This is a genomic window from Dyadobacter psychrophilus (genome assembly GCF_900167945.1).
GTDB lineage: Bacteria > Bacteroidota > Bacteroidia > Cytophagales > Spirosomataceae > Dyadobacter > Dyadobacter psychrophilus.
In genome coordinates this window covers 615,667-634,195 of record NZ_FUZA01000001.1, presented here as the reverse complement: position 1 = coordinate 634,195, position 18,529 = coordinate 615,667, and the positions used below count along the sequence as shown (strand labels likewise).

Annotated in this window: 14 protein-coding genes; 7 read left to right on the top strand and 7 right to left on the bottom strand. The window is 46.1% G+C overall.

Going from position 1 to position 18,529, the window contains the following annotated elements; genetic code table 11:
* Nucleotides 1-77: 77 nt before the first annotated feature.
* Together B5X68_RS02850 and B5X68_RS02845 are read right to left on the bottom strand one after the other, a co-directional pair.
* Complete coding sequence (locus B5X68_RS02850) at nt 78-1,055, bottom strand: c-type cytochrome (protein WP_082213147.1); 978 nt, start codon at nt 1,053-1,055, stop codon at nt 78-80.
* A gap of 33 nt (nt 1,056-1,088) precedes the next feature.
* Nucleotides 1,089-2,078: a ScyD/ScyE family protein gene (locus B5X68_RS02845; protein ID WP_082213146.1), complete on the bottom strand. Its 990-nt coding sequence runs from the start codon at nt 2,076-2,078 to the stop codon at nt 1,089-1,091.
* A gap of 258 nt (nt 2,079-2,336) precedes the next feature.
* Between B5X68_RS02845 and B5X68_RS02840 the strand changes: the two genes are divergently transcribed.
* Both B5X68_RS02840 and B5X68_RS02835 read left to right on the top strand, forming a co-directional pair.
* Entirely contained in the window at nt 2,337-5,411 is a 3,075-nt protein-coding gene (locus B5X68_RS02840; RefSeq protein ID WP_170916559.1) for a ligand-binding sensor domain-containing protein, read from the top strand.
* Nucleotides 5,412-5,514: 103 nt separating this feature from the next.
* Nucleotides 5,515-6,147 (top strand): response regulator transcription factor, encoded by a 633-nt coding sequence (locus B5X68_RS02835; RefSeq protein WP_082213144.1) that lies wholly within the window; start codon nt 5,515-5,517, stop codon nt 6,145-6,147.
* A gap of 4 nt (nt 6,148-6,151) precedes the next feature.
* Here B5X68_RS02835 and B5X68_RS02830 read toward each other — a convergent pair whose 3' ends face one another.
* From B5X68_RS02830 to B5X68_RS02815, 4 genes are all read right to left on the bottom strand, one after another.
* Nucleotides 6,152-6,505, bottom strand: a complete 354-nt coding sequence (locus tag B5X68_RS02830) for a phage tail protein (protein WP_082213143.1) — start codon at nt 6,503-6,505, stop codon at nt 6,152-6,154.
* A gap of 39 nt (nt 6,506-6,544) precedes the next feature.
* Nucleotides 6,545-6,847: a phage tail protein gene (locus B5X68_RS02825; protein ID WP_082213142.1), complete on the bottom strand. Its 303-nt coding sequence runs from the start codon at nt 6,845-6,847 to the stop codon at nt 6,545-6,547.
* Between the two features lie 23 nt (nt 6,848-6,870).
* Nucleotides 6,871-10,725: a T9SS type A sorting domain-containing protein gene (locus B5X68_RS02820; protein WP_082213141.1), complete on the bottom strand. Its 3,855-nt coding sequence runs from the start codon at nt 10,723-10,725 to the stop codon at nt 6,871-6,873.
* A gap of 132 nt (nt 10,726-10,857) precedes the next feature.
* Entirely contained in the window at nt 10,858-11,754 is an 897-nt protein-coding gene (locus B5X68_RS02815) for a helix-turn-helix domain-containing protein (protein WP_082213140.1), read from the bottom strand.
* A gap of 198 nt (nt 11,755-11,952) precedes the next feature.
* Here B5X68_RS02815 and B5X68_RS02810 point away from each other — a divergent pair, with 198 nt between their 5' ends.
* From B5X68_RS02810 to B5X68_RS02790, 5 genes are read left to right on the top strand one after another with little or no spacing between them, the layout of a single operon-like run.
* Nucleotides 11,953-12,435, top strand: coding sequence for a cyclophilin-like fold protein (locus tag B5X68_RS02810; protein WP_229208261.1), 483 nt, complete (start codon nt 11,953-11,955; stop codon nt 12,433-12,435).
* A gap of 11 nt (nt 12,436-12,446) precedes the next feature.
* Nucleotides 12,447-13,022 carry a DapH/DapD/GlmU-related protein gene (locus tag B5X68_RS02805; RefSeq protein WP_082213139.1) on the top strand — a complete coding sequence of 192 codons (576 nt, stop codon included), beginning with the start codon at nt 12,447-12,449 and terminating at the stop codon, nt 13,020-13,022.
* 38 nt (nt 13,023-13,060) lie between these two features.
* The gene (locus B5X68_RS02800) at nt 13,061-13,699 is read left to right on the top strand and encodes a (2Fe-2S)-binding protein (RefSeq protein WP_082213138.1); all 639 of its coding nucleotides are present in this window, start codon (nt 13,061-13,063) and stop codon (nt 13,697-13,699) included.
* Complete coding sequence (locus tag B5X68_RS02795) at nt 13,696-14,673, top strand: FAD binding domain-containing protein (RefSeq protein WP_082213137.1); 978 nt, start codon at nt 13,696-13,698, stop codon at nt 14,671-14,673. The genes B5X68_RS02800 and B5X68_RS02795 overlap by 4 nt, the downstream gene beginning before the upstream one ends.
* A 31-nt stretch (nt 14,674-14,704) precedes the next feature.
* Entirely contained in the window at nt 14,705-16,960 is a 2,256-nt protein-coding gene (locus B5X68_RS02790) for a xanthine dehydrogenase family protein molybdopterin-binding subunit (RefSeq protein ID WP_082213136.1), read from the top strand.
* 2 nt (nt 16,961-16,962) lie between these two features.
* Here B5X68_RS02790 and B5X68_RS02785 read toward each other — a convergent pair whose 3' ends face one another.
* Nucleotides 16,963-18,465, bottom strand: a complete 1,503-nt coding sequence (locus B5X68_RS02785; RefSeq protein WP_082213135.1) for a glycoside hydrolase family 32 protein — start codon at nt 18,463-18,465, stop codon at nt 16,963-16,965.
* Nucleotides 18,466-18,529: the final 64 nt, after the last annotated feature.

The following is an 18,529-nucleotide window of genomic DNA, read 5'->3' as shown; positions in this document are numbered from 1 at the left end:
CTGTTTTCCGGCCAATCCCCGCCCATTCCGAGCCGATCATGCCGGCAATGCGGATCGTATAAAGGTGCAGCATCATTTTAATTAGCTACCTTCTTTTCCATCCTTACTACCAGATTATCGATCGGTTTCACCGTGTTGAGATAAGCATAGATCGCATTGAGATCCCCTTCTTTCATGCCTGCGTACATAGTCCAGGGCATTGGCGTGTTAATAGCATCCGCCGCCATTTTAGGAGAAACGTAATTGCTGTCAACGAACGCCTTAAAGCGGGCTAAAAAAGCTTCTTTTGTCCAGTTACCTATTCCGGTTTGCTTATGCATGGTAATGTTTGGTGAGCGCATAATGCCGTTTGGGCCGGCAAATTCCATTCCTCCTCCAAATTCAGTTCCGGGAATTACACTTCCTTTCTCCGTTTTGCTATGACAATCCACGCAACCGGTCGCAGTGATCAGATACTTCCCGTAAGCCACCTGATCCGCTTCTGAGGGCCGCTTGGTTAAAGACGCCTGTTTGGGCATTGTGTTGATCAGGATGTTAACGGGAAAGTCCGGTTCCGACTCAGGAATGTCCTTTTTAACTGCCGGCAGCTGACGAATGTAGGCGATAACCGAGTAAATATCCTCCTGGTCAAGCTGGCCAAAACGGTGGTAGGCCATCACCGGAAATAATGCTTTTCCTTCTTTGTTAACACCGGTTGTGACGGCACGAAAAATTTCTCCGTCCGTCCATCCGGCTAGTGTATAGGGTGTGATGTTGGGCGCATAAAATTTACCTGGAAAACCCATGTCCTGTGTAAAGGCTTCACCGCCCGCTCCAAACCCCCCGGAAGGCGGTCCGGCATAACGTGACCAGTCGCGGGTGCTGTGGCAGTCCATACAAACCGTCACGTGATTAGCCAGATACTCTCCGCGCGCCACCCGGGCCGCAGTACGTTCTATTTTGATTTCCGGTGCAGCGCCGGTATCGGGAAGCGCTGTTTTTACATAAATAATGCCCGCGAGAACAATGACAACCAGGCCAGCAAGTATTTTACCAATGATTTTAATTGCTTTCACTTGAATGTTAAGTATGAAATAAGGGGAAACAATTTAATAAGTCAGCTTGCTGATTGTACCGTCCTGATAGCTCAGCAAATAGTAGATTGGGCCGCTTCCCCGGATAATGTCCGTAGGTCGTGAAAGGCTGTCGAGCAGTATCTTTCCGTCTTCATTGAGGACTTTACCAGACTTGGCAGCAAAGCCCATTGCTCCAAAAACACCATGCTGAATGACGATAGGCTTTTGGTTGCCTGAAAGTGTAATACCGGTCAGCGTCGTAAAATTAGACTTGTACACGGCTACTTCGCCTGAGGTTTTCACCTCAAAGATTTTAGCAGCACCTGGTGTAAACGGGAAGCCGGTTAATGTACTAATGAGGAATTTGCTTCCATCATACACGATGCCGGTTGGTACAGCCTCCACACCTATTGCAACATTTGGTAATTTAGCAAACAAGCTTAATGAGCCAGTTACCTTATCCCTTTTGATAACGGCATTGCTTCCGGCATCAATGATGTACATGTGATCGTCCGGACCAAATGTAAAATCGTAAGTGTTTGAATTAACGGGGTCAGTCAGGCCCAGACTTTCTACGTAGCTTCCAATATCTGCTGAATCGATATCAGCAAGCTCTACGGGGCTATCGCCGGATTTGAAAGACGAGACGTCCGCTGAGTAAAGTATTCCGTTGGAGCCGTGCAAAAAATACAATTTCCCTGCGCGATAACCCAAATGGGCTATTCCCTCAATGGAACCTTCCCGCATCAGGGACTGAAGACCGGTTACCAATGTTGTCTTTACGCCGGATGGTGTAATCATGGAGACACTGCCATCATTGCCCTTACCTGATCCTGCTTCGGTCACCCATAGGTTTCCCATGTCGTCTGCTGCCAGTCCGATCGGATATTTTAGTCCGCTTACAAATATTTCCGAAGACAACGTTTCCGGCTCAGGTTCGAAAATATCGTGATCTGTGCAAGCCAGGACGAAAAGGAAAATCAGTAATGTTGAAAGTGAGTAAATTGACTTGGAATTTGCCATGTTGATTTGGGAAAAAAAACGTTGAGTAAAATCTTACTGCAAAAGACGATAGGAGCGCACCATTGCGCAATAGCAAATTGTTGCTATATCGGGCGATTTAAACCTGTAAATCGCCATTTTGGCGGGTAATCAGAAAAAAATCTGTATTTCTCTTAATCCAAAGTCCTACTTTAAGAGTATACAGTTACATACGTCCCTAAACACTTCTTTCTCTTCATGCTGCGCAGGCTTTTACAGTTCCAGTTGAATTTGTCTTGTATGAAAATCCACTCGTACGGCCTGCTACCATTCATATTCCTGTTTTTCACAAACATCTGCCTTGGGCAGGCGCCGCAAACACGTGTAAATATTCAGTTGCTTGGTCCTGAGCAAGGTTTGCCCAGCCGGAATACACGTTCTTTGGCCCAGGATGGCCGCGGGTTCATGTGGGTGGCCACTGGTCAGGAGCTTTGGCGATATGATGGTTATAGTTTTCAAAATTTTACTGCCATGCTAACCCGTTCCATTGGCGGCGGAACCCTTATCAACCAAATCAAGACCGGGCCGAATGGCGATATCTGGGTAGCGCATAATATCGGCGTCAGCATCGTCAATCCCCTTGATCTGACCTGCAAGACCATTAATCCTTCCACTCCTTTCAAAAGTGTTGATTCGAAACAGCATCTGGATATTTTTTTTGACAGCGATCAAAATGGCTGGGTTTCGATACCCCGTGGTAAGCTTATTAAGATCAATCAGGCTTTTGCCCCTGTGGCACTGTATACGCCACCAACCAACGCAGGACAATCTGTTGCTATCGGGAGTCAGGTCACTAAATTATTCATAGACGGGAAAAACAGGCGGTATGCGTTTAGCGACAGTACTTTTTTGGACGAAGTTGATGAAAAAGGAAACCTGGTTATCCGGACTAAGCTTTTGCCAAAAGATATGGATTCCCGGCATTTCAGCGTCTTCAATGTTGTGCAGTCCGGTGCTGATACATTGCTGATCTATTACAATCAAAAAATAGGTAAGAAATTCCGGATGAGGCAATACGCTATCGGGACAGGACTTTTTGGCCCGCTTAGCGATATGGACACCCCGATAGCGCCCGATGTAATTTATGCACACAAGGAAAGTTACAAATGGTACAAATCTTCTAAGGGGATTGGTTTATTAAATCAAAAAACCGGTCAGTTTACCAATCTGACCACTCGTCTTTTGCAAAAATCGGGTGCCGATATTTTCTTCTTTGGCGCCTGTTTAAGCACAGACGGCAGTTTTTGGGTTGCAGGTGTCGACGGTCTTATTAAAGTTACGCTCACAGAAGAAATTTTCAGAAGATACATGAGCGTCCCATTGGAAAAAACGGGCGATATCGGCAGCAGCGTCAGAGGCATCACCGAGGATAATTCCGGAATGATTTGGGCATGTTCTTATGGGTATAACCGGGATGGTCTGCAATATCTTCTTCATCAGATTGATCCCGCGAGACATCTGAGCAGGCACATGCAGCTGCACAGCCAGACCAAAATTTCAGATGAAATGGTGATCCCGTATAAGGTTCTTTTTACCAAAGACGAGGTTTATGCGGTTACGGATGGCACACAGTTCCTGAAGATTGATCCGGAGTCCGAAGCTTATCAGGCGGTCGAGTTTCCGTTTGTAAGCGGGCGCGGATTTACTTCTTTCTACAAGCTCAATGACTCTACCTTCTGGACAGGAACGTGGGGTGGAATGGGCATAATCGGTACGCGGGACCTCAGGCCCGTTCTTTTAAATGATAAACCCGGCCGCTATATCAAGAATGAACGCGTCAACAACTTCATGCCGTGGAAGGAAAATCGTATTTTGGTCAGCACAACGAATGGCTTATATGTGCTGAACAAGGATGCCAGCATTCATGAACATTACGGCCAGTCCGCAGGAGACAAAATCAAACTTCCGGCTTTACAAATCTTCCACACAACATGGTATAAAAATGCATTATGGGCGGCAACCGGGCAAGGGTTGATCCGCATCGACGTGGATAACAAAAAAACGCAGCTGTTTACCGTACACGACGGCCTGCCCGACAACAACATATATGCCGCCCTGCCGGACGAACGGGGAAATCTTTGGCTGAGTACCAACAAGGGTTTATCGCGTTTTAATACACAGACCAGCAAATTCCATAACTACGGCATTTCAGACGGCTTACCTCACCTGGAATTTAATCACGGGTCTTATCTTAAGTCGAAGGATGGAACACTTTATTTCGGTGGGCTGAATGGCGTTGCAGCATTCAATCCGGAGCAGCTTGATTTAACTTCAAATAAGGAAAGCGCATTGCAGCTTATTTCCTATTCTAAATTTGACGCCAACCGAAACAAGGCCGACACCATCATTACCCATCAGCCGGGTCAGCAGATCACTTTCAGTCCTGGTGACCGTCTTTTTGCTTTTTCATTTATGAGTCCGGATTACCAAAACACCTTATTGAACCGGTTTCGTTATAAGCTGGAAGGATGGGGGGACGATCGCTGGCAAATGTTTGAAAACGGGAATAAACTACTCTTCAACAGCCTGCCACCCGGTAATTACATGCTTAAAGTGCAGGTTTCTGTGGGAGGTGCCGACTGGAGTAGCCAGGAATGGCGGTCTCCCATTCGAGTGCTTACGCCCTGGTATAGATCAGTTTGGTTTTACATAACCAGTTTGCTGGCCGTTGGCTTCTTTATTTATCTCTTTTATCAAAACCGGCTCCGGCAGCTTATGGATATTCAAAAAATCCGAAACGGGATCAGCGCAGATATGCACGATGAGATCGGGAGCACGCTGAGCAGCATTACTTTTTACAGCCAGGCATTGCTGATGCAGATGGAGAAAACCGAACATCAGCAGGTGGTTCGGAAAATAAAGGAAAACGCGCAACAGGTGCAGGAAGGGCTCAGTGATATCGTATGGAGCGTGAAAGCAGGCAGCGACCAGATCGAGGACGTGTTTGCACGAATGTTCCAGTTTGGCAGCACATTGGCAGATTCCAAAGGATTTGTTTTCCGTTTCGAAACGGATACCCAGATCCAAAACCTGAAACTGGATATGCAGACACGAAAGAACCTGTATTTAATTTTCAAAGAAGCAATGAACAATGCAGCCAAATATTCCAGTGCCGACGCTGTGGAAGTAAATACGACGCGGGAGGGAGGCCATACAAAGCTGAGTATCAAAGACAATGGCCGCGGTTTTGACCCCGATTTTATTCGAAAAGGCAATGGTTTAGTTAATATGTATCAGCGCGCATCACAGATGAACGGCAAGCTCACGATCCACTCTGCCCTTGATGAGGGGACTACTATTACATTGGTATTCTAGCCAAATAAAGATGACTAGTATTTGCTATATTGTTGAAGATATTCGGTTGTTAATTTTGCAGCAAATTATTTCAAGATCATATTAAATGCTGTTAAGGCACCTTATGGCATCAAGGATCATTATTTTCGACGATAATCAGGAAAGATTGAGCAGTGTGTCCATGCTGCTCAATCTCTCTGATGGCTTCGTGTGCTCGGGGACTTTTCCCAATGCTAATAACCTATTGGCCAACATTACCGAATCGAAGCCCGACCTTGTGCTCATGGATATCGACATGCCCGGAACAAACGGCATAGATGCAACTATCCTGATAAGAAGGCATTTTGGTGCATTACCTGTGCTGATCCAAACCAACTTCGAAGAAGACGAGCGGATTTTCGGTAGTCTCCAAGCTGGCGCCAACGGATATTTGTTAAAAAAAACGAGCCCTGAGAGATTTATTGAGAGTTTGAGAGAGGCACTTGAAGGGGGGGCGCCTATGACTGGCAGCATTGCTACCAAAGTCCTGCGTTACTTTTCTTCTGAGGCGACAACCAAAAAAGATTACCACCTGACCGAGCGCGAGAAACACATCTTAGGCTTTTTGGTCAAAGGTTACAGCTACAAATTAATCGCCGCAGAATGTGATATTGCTTATAATACGGTCAATAACCACATCCGCAATATTTATGACAAACTTTACGTAAACAGCGCCACCGAGGCGGTAAGTCTGGCGATCAGGGAAAGGCTGGTCTGACCTGTTAGGGTTTGTTGCTTAATGGAAAAACGCCCTTTAAAGCAATGCAAAAATCAGTCGATTCATAAGTTGGCGCTGCGGACTGCGGCTGAACCCTTCTTTCCAGACCCAGCGGACGCGATGACTGATTAGCAATTGAAAGCATTTCTGCATGCAATTCAATCTGCACGGGCCTGCGGCCCACAAGGTTAGGCAGCGCGAAAGTCGACCGCCCGTCGCCGCCGAAAGATGTGCCAAGCAGTTCAAATAAAGCCGGATGTTCCGCAATGCACATTTCCCGGCCGTCACACCTGGCCCAGCCTTCGGGTACGGCAGGGGCGGGAATAAATTTTATTTCTGCCAGAAAAGGTTCTCCCATGACTGTAAGTTTCGGGTAAGAAAGGGATGAATGTTAAGCTCAGTTTTTTGGAGCGTATATCCCATATAGTGAAATGATATAGTTGACATACAGATAGGGCTCGCCTTCCTGAAAAGGCCGGTCCCCGCCGCCGGGCCCCTCGTCCTGATGCACTGGCATCTCACCTCTGAGATCCGGAAGGCCAAATGTTACCCGTCCGTCGCCGCCGTAAGTGGTTCCCAGCACGTGAAAAAGGAAATGGTTTTCTGCGATAGGAAGCAGCGTCCCATCGCAGAAATGCCAGCCCTCAGGAGCGAATTTTCCGGCGAACATTTTGATTTCGCCGACATAAGGGTATTCCATGGCAACAAATCGTTATTCTTTCGCTAGTCTCTTACTACTTTCCTGGTTTCGGAAATACTTCCGTTGTCAAACTTCAAAATGTTTACACCAGTAGACAGCTTGTCTATCGCAATAATGTTCAACCCAGCTTGTAGAATCTTAACCTTATGCGATAACACTCTTCCTGCCACATTATAGTGGGTTATATGCCAGGTGCCTTTTTTTAGTGCATTAATTTCAATATAGACTTTACCATTACTTGGGTTAGGGTAAAAATTGCCGACTACGGATTTTTCTGAATCGCCTCCTATTGCAATCATTTTAGAATAGCTGTATTTCGTATCCAGATCGATCATTTTCAGCCGGTAATATGCTTTTCCACGAGGTGTATTGGGATCAAGGAAAGTGTAAATCCGCTGTTCATCAGATGCCAGTTCACCTATTTTCTCAAATGTTTTTGCATTCAAGCTTCTCTGGATCTCGAAATGACTGAAATTAACTTCAGAACTTGTTTTCCAGTTGAGCTCATTGCTTTTCTCTACGACTTTCCCTGTGAAAGAAATCAATGTAACCGGTAAAGGTTGTGCATTGGATTTGGCTATAAAGCCGCTGAATCCGGACACAGGGAATGTTACTTCCCAAATGGAATTGATTGAATTCCAGACAAAAGTATAATCTCCTGTATTCCAGGAATTCTCTTCGCTCGGGATAGATGCCGGCTGCCCGGGATAGTTAAGGCCTGTCGGGCTGGTTCCTGAAAATTTAATGATCTGGAAGTTGGGGATACCTGAGACATCATTCGGGCCGGTTGGCAAAAGACCACTACTGATCGTTGCATTATAAGCATTAAAATCAGCTTGTGAGAAGTACAATGTTACCGTGCCGGTTGCTGTGTTTGCGTTGGTGGCGGGTGTAATTTCATAATGCCTCGGCACATAATTAAATGGCGGGATTGTTTCAAGCCAGCTTTTGATCGTAGCATCCGTAAAGCCTTCTGTAGGCACTACTTTGGCTACATATTCACAACCATTGGATACCAGAGGCTTTGTGGCTACATTTTGTGTATTTGTTGTTGCCGAAGTAGGGAGAGAGACGTTACCATCACAAATTGGAACGACAATATTCACAAAGTAATCTTCCGTTTCACCACTGCTATAACCTCCGCAGGCAGATTCACCAACTCCTCCGTTACCGGATATGACTCTCATGCGCGTTAAACCTGGCAAAGCAGTTTCCGGAATTGAAATGGAACCCGTTAGCGTATAGTCCGGTGAAAAATTATTCGATGAGAAGAACACTCTTTCCCCAGGCGCATCAAAACTTCCATTATGGTTGTAATCGATCCAGACAGATGTTGAACTGAGACCAAAAGAATTACAAGCAGCCGTGCGAACAGAGATCGGAATAGCATTCGCAATTGTAAGGTTAGGCGCAGCTACCAGCCTCGTGTAATCTGAATATCTATTATGTATAGAGCCCGGACCTCCGGTTTGACCACAATCAGAAGAATTATTTATTTCAGCAATCGATACATTGAATATGTCAGAACCTGAATTATTATCTGATGCAGAAGTACAAGGGCAATAAAGAAATGTCCCATGGACAGCAACCGGTGTCGATATGGTTGTGTTTTGGCCGGTTGGACAGGTTACCTCGCAATAAAAATTGTCAGGACCTGTGATTGTCGCAGTATACGTTTCATTCGTAGCACCTGCAATCGGACCAGCATTATTATACCATTGATATGTGTTATTGGAGGTAAGTATAGTAGGACTGAGCGAAAAAGTAAAACTCACTTCCGGGCAAACCGGGTTTTGCGTAGCTATTGCATTGAGTTGTAACGGGCTGTCGCTGCAAGCAGGAGGGGGCGCAATGTTGATCAGATAATCTTCGGTTTCCCCCTGACCGTAATTTTCACAGGCGGAATTAAGCGGATTCAGGCCAATACTGGTAATGACCCGCATACGGGTGATTCCTGTTGATGCGGTTTTAGGAATGATAAATGAGCCGGTAGTGGTCAAATTCTGAAAACCTCTTACCTGATGTATAAATTCACCGGGACTTTCAAAGGTGCCATTGCGGTTATAGTCTATCCAGATAGCAATGTAGAAATAAGAGGCAGTCCCGCCTGCGGATACTGAAAACGGGATCGTTGCCAATTGATTAAATACGGGCGCGTCCACCACAGTAGTAAAGTCGGAATAAGCACCCAATGCTGATCCAGGTCCGCCTGTTTGAGAAAAGCTGGTTGAATGGTTTAATGTTCCAGCGGTTACATTGGTAACATCTAATGTTGGCCCGCTAAGAGCGGTAGAAGTGCAATAGCATGTCAGGACAGAAACGGGAATTGATCTTGTCGTCTTTGAGCCATTGGAACAGGTCACCTCGCAATAAAAATTGTCCGCGCTTGTAATGGTTGCCGTATATGTTTCCTCTGTTGCACCTGCAATCAATCCGCCGTCATTATACCATTGATACGTGTTGCCGACAGTAATAATCGCAGGAGTGAGAGAGAAGGTATACCTCGCCTCCGGGCAAACGGGAAGTTGTGTAGCGATTGTTTTGGTTTGGATCGGGTCACCGCTGCATGCCGGAACTTCGCCGATGTTGACTACATAATCTTCGGTTTCTCCCTCACCATAATTATCACAAGCAGAGCCTACCGGATTTTGACCGGCATTGGTAACGACTCTCATTCCTGTGACGCCCGTTGCAGCGCTTAAAGGAATTGTGAAAGAACCGCTAACTGTATGGTTACCAGAATTTGGCTGGGATGTTTGATATACTCTTTCAGCTGGATTTTCGAAAATGCCATTCTGATTGTAATCAATCCAGATGGAAGTTGAGGCATTTCCGCTGTTTCCCGAAACTTGTATTGAAAATGGTATCGTGGCCTGCTGATTAAAGACCGGAGCCGCCACCAGGGTTGTGTAATTGGAATATCTATTTAAAATGGACCCGGGCCCTCCGGTTTGAGAAAGGTCAGAAGTATTGTTTAGTGTCCCTGCTGTTACATTGAAAATGTCCGCACCTGTGGTATTTGTAGCAGCAGAAGCGCAATAGCATGCATAAAACGGTGTCAAACTAATCGCAATCGGAGCTGATTGCCCCGTTTGGCCACTTTGGCTGCATGTGACTTGACAATAAAAATTGTCTGCCGTTGTAATGGTTGCTGTGTAGGTAGGGTTGGTAGCGCCTGCAATGGGGCCGGCATTATTGAACCATTGGTAAGTAAACCCGACAGCATCACCACTGTTCAGTGCGGAAGATGAAGAGAACGAGAGATCAATGGTTCCATTGAGGCAAGTAGTTGTTTGACTCGCTAAGGTATTTCCCGGTGCAGGTGCACCATTACAAAAGGGTGGTGATACAATGGTCACCGTATAATCTTCTGTTTCACCACCATTGTAACTTCCGCAAGGATCTGCAAATCCAGTTGCTGCGGTGATAACCCGCATGCGTGTTGGGCCTAACAAGGCACCTCCCGGAATGGTGATTGTACCCGTTACAGTATGATTTGGTTCGAAGACTGACCCCGAGCGATACGCAAGTTCACCTTCACCGAAACTTCCGTCATGGTTGAAGTCGATCCAAATTGAAGTTGTTACGGATTGGAAACCAGTGCAATAGGCAACGCCGATCGAAAAAGGAACAGTTTTAAACTGCATAAGATCCGGGGCAGCAAGATCGACGTAATTCGAATAACTACCCGGCACAGATCCAGCGCCAGCTGTTTGATTACATGTTGAGGAATTGTTTATTGTGCCTATCTGCACGTTCACGATATCCTGGCCACCGCTCCCCCCGGAGGCGCAATAGGTTTGTGCATGAGCAAACCGACTGCCAGCAACGCACAAAAGGATTAAAAGGAATGTTGAGTAGAAGTTTATGATTTTCATCCGGACGTAGTTAAGGTCTTTTATACAAAAAACCGTAAACTACGCACACTGCACAATAGCAAATAATTGCTATCCTTGCGTCCCTAAGTTGCTATATGTAAGAGCCGTAGGGCATTTAGACTCGGGGACCTATCAATTTAAACTCCGGTATTCATTAGGAGTGACACCGGTCTTTTGTTTAAATAACCTTGTAAAATGCTGTTGATATTTAAAACCAAGCTGGTAAGCAATTTCTCCCAGCGATGTATTGGGATCAAAAATTTTAACCTTGGCCTCCTCGATCACTCTCGACTGAATAAAATCCAAAGCCGTGTTACCAGTCTCCTTTTTAATGAGGTCGCCAAAATAGTTTGGGGATAAATTTAGCCTTTCAGCGCAGTAAGCCACGTTGGGAAGGCCTAATGTTTGCGTTTTTCCTGACTTGAAATATTCATTCAGCATCTCCTCAAACCGTACCAAGATGTCCTTATTCGCATTAATGCGTGTGATGAACTGCCTGTCATAAAATCGCATGCAGTAATTGAGAAACAATTCGATATTGGAAACAATCAGTGTTTTGCTGTGTTTGTCAATGTTCTGGTCTATTTCAGTTTTTATTTTTTCAAAAGAATCTACAATTGTCTCCCTTTCCTTTTTGGATAAATGCAAGGCTTCACTGACCTCATAGGAAAAGAATGTATAATCTTTAATGATTTTTCCCAAATGCGTGCCTGCGATCAGATCGGGGTGGAAAATGAGTGCGTATCCTGATGGCTTGGTTGCAACTCCCTTGCTGTCAATGCCATATACTTGTCCTGGTGCCACGAAAACCAATGTGCCGTCCTCATAATCGTATGGCTGGCAACCATAGGTCATATCACCGCATTTGATATTTTTCAGGAAAACAGCATAAACGCCCATATAGCGTCTGAAATGCTGCACGGTTGGTATTTCATTGAAATTGATCACACTTACCAGCGGGTGCAGCGTGTCGGCACCGATCCAATTGTTGTACTGCTTTACCGTGTCTATCCTTTCGACTTTTTCCATATACCAGCGAATTAGGTTTCAAATATAGTAATGCTGCAATGGGTATATTCTTATGAATGGCCAAATCCGTAAAAGTGGTAAATAATACAGTAATCTATATAAAAACGGAAGCTGCTCTGAATCGACCTTTGCTTTTATTAAAATGTAAACATCGATATGACGGATATGAATGTGCTTAGCCAAAAAATGAAAAACGTTATGATAGTCCTTTTAGGATTCTTGTTTCTGACAGCAAATATGGCCTGTAAAACAGATGATCCGACAATCCCTGACACGAATATGGAGAACGACAATGAAATGATGAGTGACACAACCAGCAACCAGCTGAAAATCAACATTGGTTCTAAAACATTCATGGCTACGCTTGTTGATAATCCAACGGTGACTGCATTCAAGGCAAAGCTGCCGCTGACGGTTTCTATGAGCGAATTAAACGGAAATGAAAAGCTTTATAATTTTCCTTCAAACCTGCCAATAAATCCATCAAACCCAAGAACCATTAATACTGGGGATTTAATGATCTACAGTTCAAATGTGCTGGTATTGTTTTATAAAAGCTTTTCAACATCGTACTCGTACACCAGGCTGGGGCGAATTGCAAATCCTGCTGGACTTGAAGCGGCATTAGCAGCATCGGCTGCCGGTTCCGGTGATGTGACGGTAACGTTTGAACTGGAGTAAAAAAACAAACTATGAATGATCAATTGGCAGAAGCAGATATTTTTGATCGGATGAAGGCGGGTGGGCCGATCCGGAAAGATGATCCCGAATACGGAAAGTTTAGCGAAGTTGTTTCCCGGACGATTCGGCTTTGTGTTGAAATGAATGCCCAGGCAACTAATCTGGATGATGTGCGAAACAAGCTGGGGGAGATAATCGGGATTGAAATAGACGAAACCACAATCATATTTCCTCCATTTTATACCAATTTCGGCCGCTCAATATCTCTTGGTAAAAACGTATTTATCAATCATGCCTGCTCATTTCTGGACATTGGCGGGATTACCATTGAAGATGATGTACAAATTGGTCCGAGGGTCAACCTTACTTCTGAAAATCATCCGCTAGACCCCGAAGACAGGAAAACACTGCTGCTTGGCTCGATTCTTATCAAAAGAAATGTGTGGATCGGAGCAGGGGCGACGATATTCCCGGGTGTTACCATTGGAGAGAATGCGGTGGTTGCAGCGGGTGCCGTTGTGAACCGCGATGTGCCGCCCAATACTGTCGTTGCGGGCATTCCTGCAAAAGTTGTAAAGCGTTTTTAGATAACTAAGCACTATCACATTTCTTAAATAAGATCACCATGGACAAATATAAATCGGACATTAAACCTGAAAAGGAAGATCATCATGAGTCCCGGCGGGACTTTTTGAAAACGTCTTCAATCCTTACAGCCATCGCCGTTGCGCCCGCCACAGTCGCCAAAGCCGCAGAGTATAATTTGGGAGAAAAAATTAGCGCTGCATTTGAAACTACGCCTGTCAACCTGACTGTCAATGGAGTAAAAAAGCAATTGGCGGTCGAACCGCGTTCCACGCTTTTGGACGTGCTGCGTGAGCAGCTAGACTTGACGGGAACCAAAAAAGGTTGTGATTACGGGCAATGCGGAGCATGTACGGTGCATGTGAACGGCCAGCGCGTGTTATCCTGCCTGAGCTTGGCGGTAATGCAGGAAGGCAAACAGGTTACCACCATTGAAGGGCTCGCGAAAGGAGATGAGCTTCACCCGATGCAAAAGGCTTTCATCAAACATGACGGTTTCCAATGCGGTTACTGCACCCCCGGGCAAATCATGTCCGGGATTGCCTGCATTAATGAAGGACATGCGGATAGTAAAGAGGATATCAAAGAATTTATGAGTGGTAACATTTGCCGCTGCGGGGCATATCCCAACATTGTAAAAGCGATTCAGGAAGTTAAAAACGGGGGGCAAAGATCATGATACAATTTCAATATGAACGCGCATCAACAGCGAAAGCCGCGGTAAGTGCGCTGGCCAATAATGCCAAGATCATTGCCGGAGGCACGAACCTGGTCGACCTCATGAAACGGAATGTAATGGCTCCTGCAAAACTGATTGACATTAATTCCCTTCCGCTCCGAAGTATCGAGCAGCAAAACGGCAAGATGATCATCGGTGCACTCGCGCTCAACAGCCAGGTTGCCGATGACAAGCTGGTCCTGGAAAAACATCCGTTGCTTTCAAAGGCTTTGAATGCGGGCGCTTCTGCACAAATCAGGAATATGGCGACGGTCGGAGGCAATATGATGCAGCGCACCCGGTGCTCGTATTTTTATGACACTGCACTTCCCTGCAACAAACGGGAGCCAGGCAGCGGTTGCGGTGCTTTGGAGGGAGTCAACCGGATGCATGCGATTTTCGGCACAAGCGACAAATGCATTGCTGTGCACCCGAGCGACATGTGTGTGGCATTGGTTGCATTGGATGCCATTGTTGTGGTATCAGGGCCGAAAGGAGAAAGGCGCATCCCGTTTGATGATTTCCACCGCTTGCCGGGCAGCCAGCCCGAGAAGGATAATACTTTGCAAAAAGACGAGCTGATTATTTCAGTTGAAATTCCGGATAACACATTCAGCAAAAACTGCCACTATTTCAAGGTTCGAGACCGGACATCCTACGCTTTTGCGCTGGTTTCGGTGGCGGCGGCATTGGATTTGGATGGTAAAAACATCAAGGAAGCCAGGCTTGCCATGGGTGGGGTAGCGCACAAGCCCTGGCGATTGAAAGAGGCTGAAAAGGCATTGGCTGGAAAACCGGCCACGGAAGAAACTTTCAGACAGGCGGCTGAAATCGCCATGCAAGGTGCGAAGGCGTTCAAACACAATGCCTTTAAGTTAAAACTAGGTCCGAATGTGATTGTAGAAGCATTAAAAAATGCTGCGGGCCTTGTGTAGACAAATCATAAATCCTTGAAAGAGAAAGATCATGAATGAAGCATTTTTTGATAAAAAAGAATACAAGCCGCTTGATAGGGTCGATGGCCGCCTGAAAGTAACAGGCGCAGCCAAATACTCGGCAGAATACGCGCTTCCCAATATGGCCTATGGCGTGCTTGTCGGAAGCCGGATTGCGAAAGGGACGATTAAGAGTATTGATTCCAAAGCAGCAGAACGGGCGCCGGGTGTTCTGGCGGTTATTTCACATTTGAATGTGATCAAAATTCCGGGATATGCAGCCAGAGGCGTGCATCCTTCGGAGCCGCCAACCGGTGGGCAGCCATTACGTGTTTTTTACGACAATAAAGTCTATTCAAATGATCAGCCTATTGCTATTGTAGTCGCAACCAGTCTTGAAAAAGCGCAATACGGAGCATCGTTAGTAAAAGTCCAGTACGATCAGCAGGAACATCAAACAGATTTCGAAGCAAATGCAAAGAATGCTGTAATCGCCGCAGCAGCAAAAAAGAACCCCAAATCTCCCACAGCGGACTATGACCGGGGCCAGACTGACGCTTTTGAAACGGCTCCGTTTAGGATAGAAGCAGAATATGTACTGCCTACCGAAATGCATAATCCAATGGAATTGCAGGCCATAACCGCGCATTGGGAGGCGGATGACCGGCTGACAATCTACGACAAGGTGCAGGGGACAAAAACGACTCAGAAAACTTTTGCCAAAGAATGGGATGTTCCCGAGCAGAATGTGAAAGTGATCGCAACATTTGTAGGCGGTGCTTTTGGAAACGGGCTGCATAGTTGGCCGCATGAATCGGCTGCCATCATTGCAGCCAAACAGGTGAAAAGACCGGTGAAAGTGGTATTGACCCGCGAGCAGATGTTTACCATGGTGGGTTACCGCCCGCGAACCTGGCAAAAAATACAAATGGGAGCGGCCAAAGATGGAAAACTGGTTGCCATCAATCATCATTCTATTGGCCAGACTTCGACTTACGAAGAATTTACGGAAACAACTTTGATGCAAACGCGGATGATGTACGCTTCGCCTAATGTCAGCACGCGTTACCGGCTTCTGCCACTGAATGTAGCAACGCCGATCTGGATGCGCGGGCCGGGCGAAGCGACCGGGGCTTTTGCATTGGAATCGGCCATGGACGAAATGGCACACGCTATCGGAATGGATCCGATAGAATTCAGGCTTGCCAATTATACCGAAACCGATCCGGATAAAAACATGCCCTGGTCTACCAAATACATGCGGGAATGTTATGAGGAAGGCAAAAAAAGGATCGGGTGGGAGAACAGAAAACTGAAACCGGGTTCGGTAAGGGATGGAGAATGGCTTGTTGGCTATGGCATGGGAACCGGAACATTCGGAGCAAACCGCGGCCCGGCAACTGTGAAGGCAGAATTGGATCTGGAAGGAAATCTGGTGATGCATTGCGCCATTACGGATATCGGCCCTGGGACTGCGACTGCCATGGTACAGGTTGCGTCCAATACAACAGGGATTGCCCCGGAGAAAATAACTTTTCACCTCGGAAGTTCTGAGTTCCCGAACGCGGGATTGCAAGGCGGATCTTCAACGGTTAATAGCGTGGGCCCTGCCGTGCAGGCAGCCTGTAATGCATTAAAAGAACAATTGATTACGATGGCAGCTGCAAAAAGTGGCCCGGATTTCGGCGCTGCCAAACCGGACGACATCATGTTTGAGAAAGGGGAAATACAGCTTAGTGGAAAATCATCTGCGAAGTTGAAACTCAGTGATTTGTTTAAACAAAATAACATTCAAAAAATAGAGGCCACACAGGAATCAAAGCCCAGCGAAAATGGCAAGAAATATTCGATGAACGCCTTTTCCATGCATTTTGCGATGGTTCATGTGCATCCGTTTACCGGGCAAGTGCGGGTCAAAAAAATTGTTTGCTGTGCAGATGCAGGAACCATTGTCAGCCCTAAAACGGCTGAAAGCCAGATGATCGGCGGGGCGACGGGCGGCATCGGTATGGCATTGACCGAAGATGCGGTGATGGATCACCGCTTTGGTCGTTATGTGACCAAGGATTTTGGTGATTATCACGTGCCTGTACACGCGGACGTGCCCGATATCGATGTCTATTTTGTAAATAAACCGGATCTGCTGGCCGATCCGGTGGGGAGTAAAGGGCTTGGTGAAATCGCCATCATTGGTGTGGCTCCCGCGATTGCAAACGCAGTGTTTAATGCGACTGGCAAACGGGTGCGCCATTTGCCAATCACACCAGACAAGCTCCTCGGGTTATAGGATTATTCCATTGAAGGCTTCAAAACGGTATATTTCAAATCATCGACATTAATCCCTGAAACGGATTTGATAGAAAGCTTGGACATGGGGCTTTCCGGAAAGAAAATATCCGTCATCACCGTTAGCCCATTGTCAGCGAAGAGCTCGACGGAGGCAACATCTGCAATCAATGTCAGCGGAATGTTGCTTTCTGTTGCAAACCTGGGCGCAATGTGTTTTTCGCCAAAACCTTTTTCAAAATCGATTTTACCAGACTTCGAACGATCAATGTAATATTGATTTTTGGCCTTGTCATAACCAACTATGAGTTCGTTGCCTGCTTCATTGGCCAACACTATGGAAAAATCGGCTGTGTTTTTGGTGGTAAAATCCAGGCGGAAAAGTCCGGTTTTATTCTTTGCCTTATCCGTCAGATCCAGTTGAGCTTTCACCTTAACATTTTTGAGTGAAAAACCTGTGGTGTTCAACATATCCAGTTCTTTCACAGGAACCGACGTCAGGTAAGTTTCTTTTCCAACTGTTTTCAAAGCCAACTCGCGAGCGATTGTATTGGCACTTCTCCAAGGATCTGTCGGAACCTGATTGGCGTATTGCCAGTTGCTCATCCAGCCCATCAGAATGTTGCGGTCGCCCGTATTGGAGAATGTTACCGCTGCGTAATTATCTGTTCCAAAATCCAGCCATTTGGTTTCTTTGGAGTTGGAAGTGAATGTTTTTCCGTCAAAATCACCCAGAAAATACTGGCCTGCCGAGCCCTTGTTTGGACCACCTGGATTAATGTTCACGATCAGCACCCAAATGTCTTTTCCTTCATGTTTGATCGGGAAAAGATCAGGACATTCCCAAACGCCTCCGTGGCCGCCTTCATTCGCACCAAATTCACTTTCACGCGTCCAGGATTTCAGATCAGGAGAAGAATAAAAGGTAATGCGATCCTTGGTTGCCAAAGTCAGCACCCATTTTTTCTGAGGCTCAAACCATCTCACTTTCGGATCACGAAAATCGGTTATGCCCGGATTCTGGATCACCGGATTCTCTTTGTATTTCGTCCACGTTTTACCGTCATCCAGACTGTATGCGATGCTCTGCGTTTCATGTTTGCCGGTTTTCTGTTTTTCCTGAACCGGGTCATGATGTGTGAAAATGGCAACCAATGCGTCTTTGCCGAATCCAGCTGTATTGTTTTTGTCCACAACCGCGCTTCCCGAAAAGATATAACCCAAGCTATCCGGATACAATGCGATCGGCTGCTCTTTCCACGCGATCATATCCTTGCTGGTAGCATGTCCCCAGTGCATTGGCCCCCAGATCTTGTCGTCGGGATAGTATTGATAAAACAAATGATAAGTCCCATTGTGATACACCATGCCATTCGGATCATTCATCCAGTTGGCTTTGGGCGTAAAGTGAAATTGCGGACGGTATTTTTCCTTAAACGCCTGCGCAATCGCGGTTGAGCTGATCAAGGCGCAAATAAGGACGAATGCAATGCTGATTTTTTTCATAAATAAATAAGGTGGTTTTGTTAAGGCCTTCAGCAAGTAAACTCGCTAACGGCCAAAAGCTAAT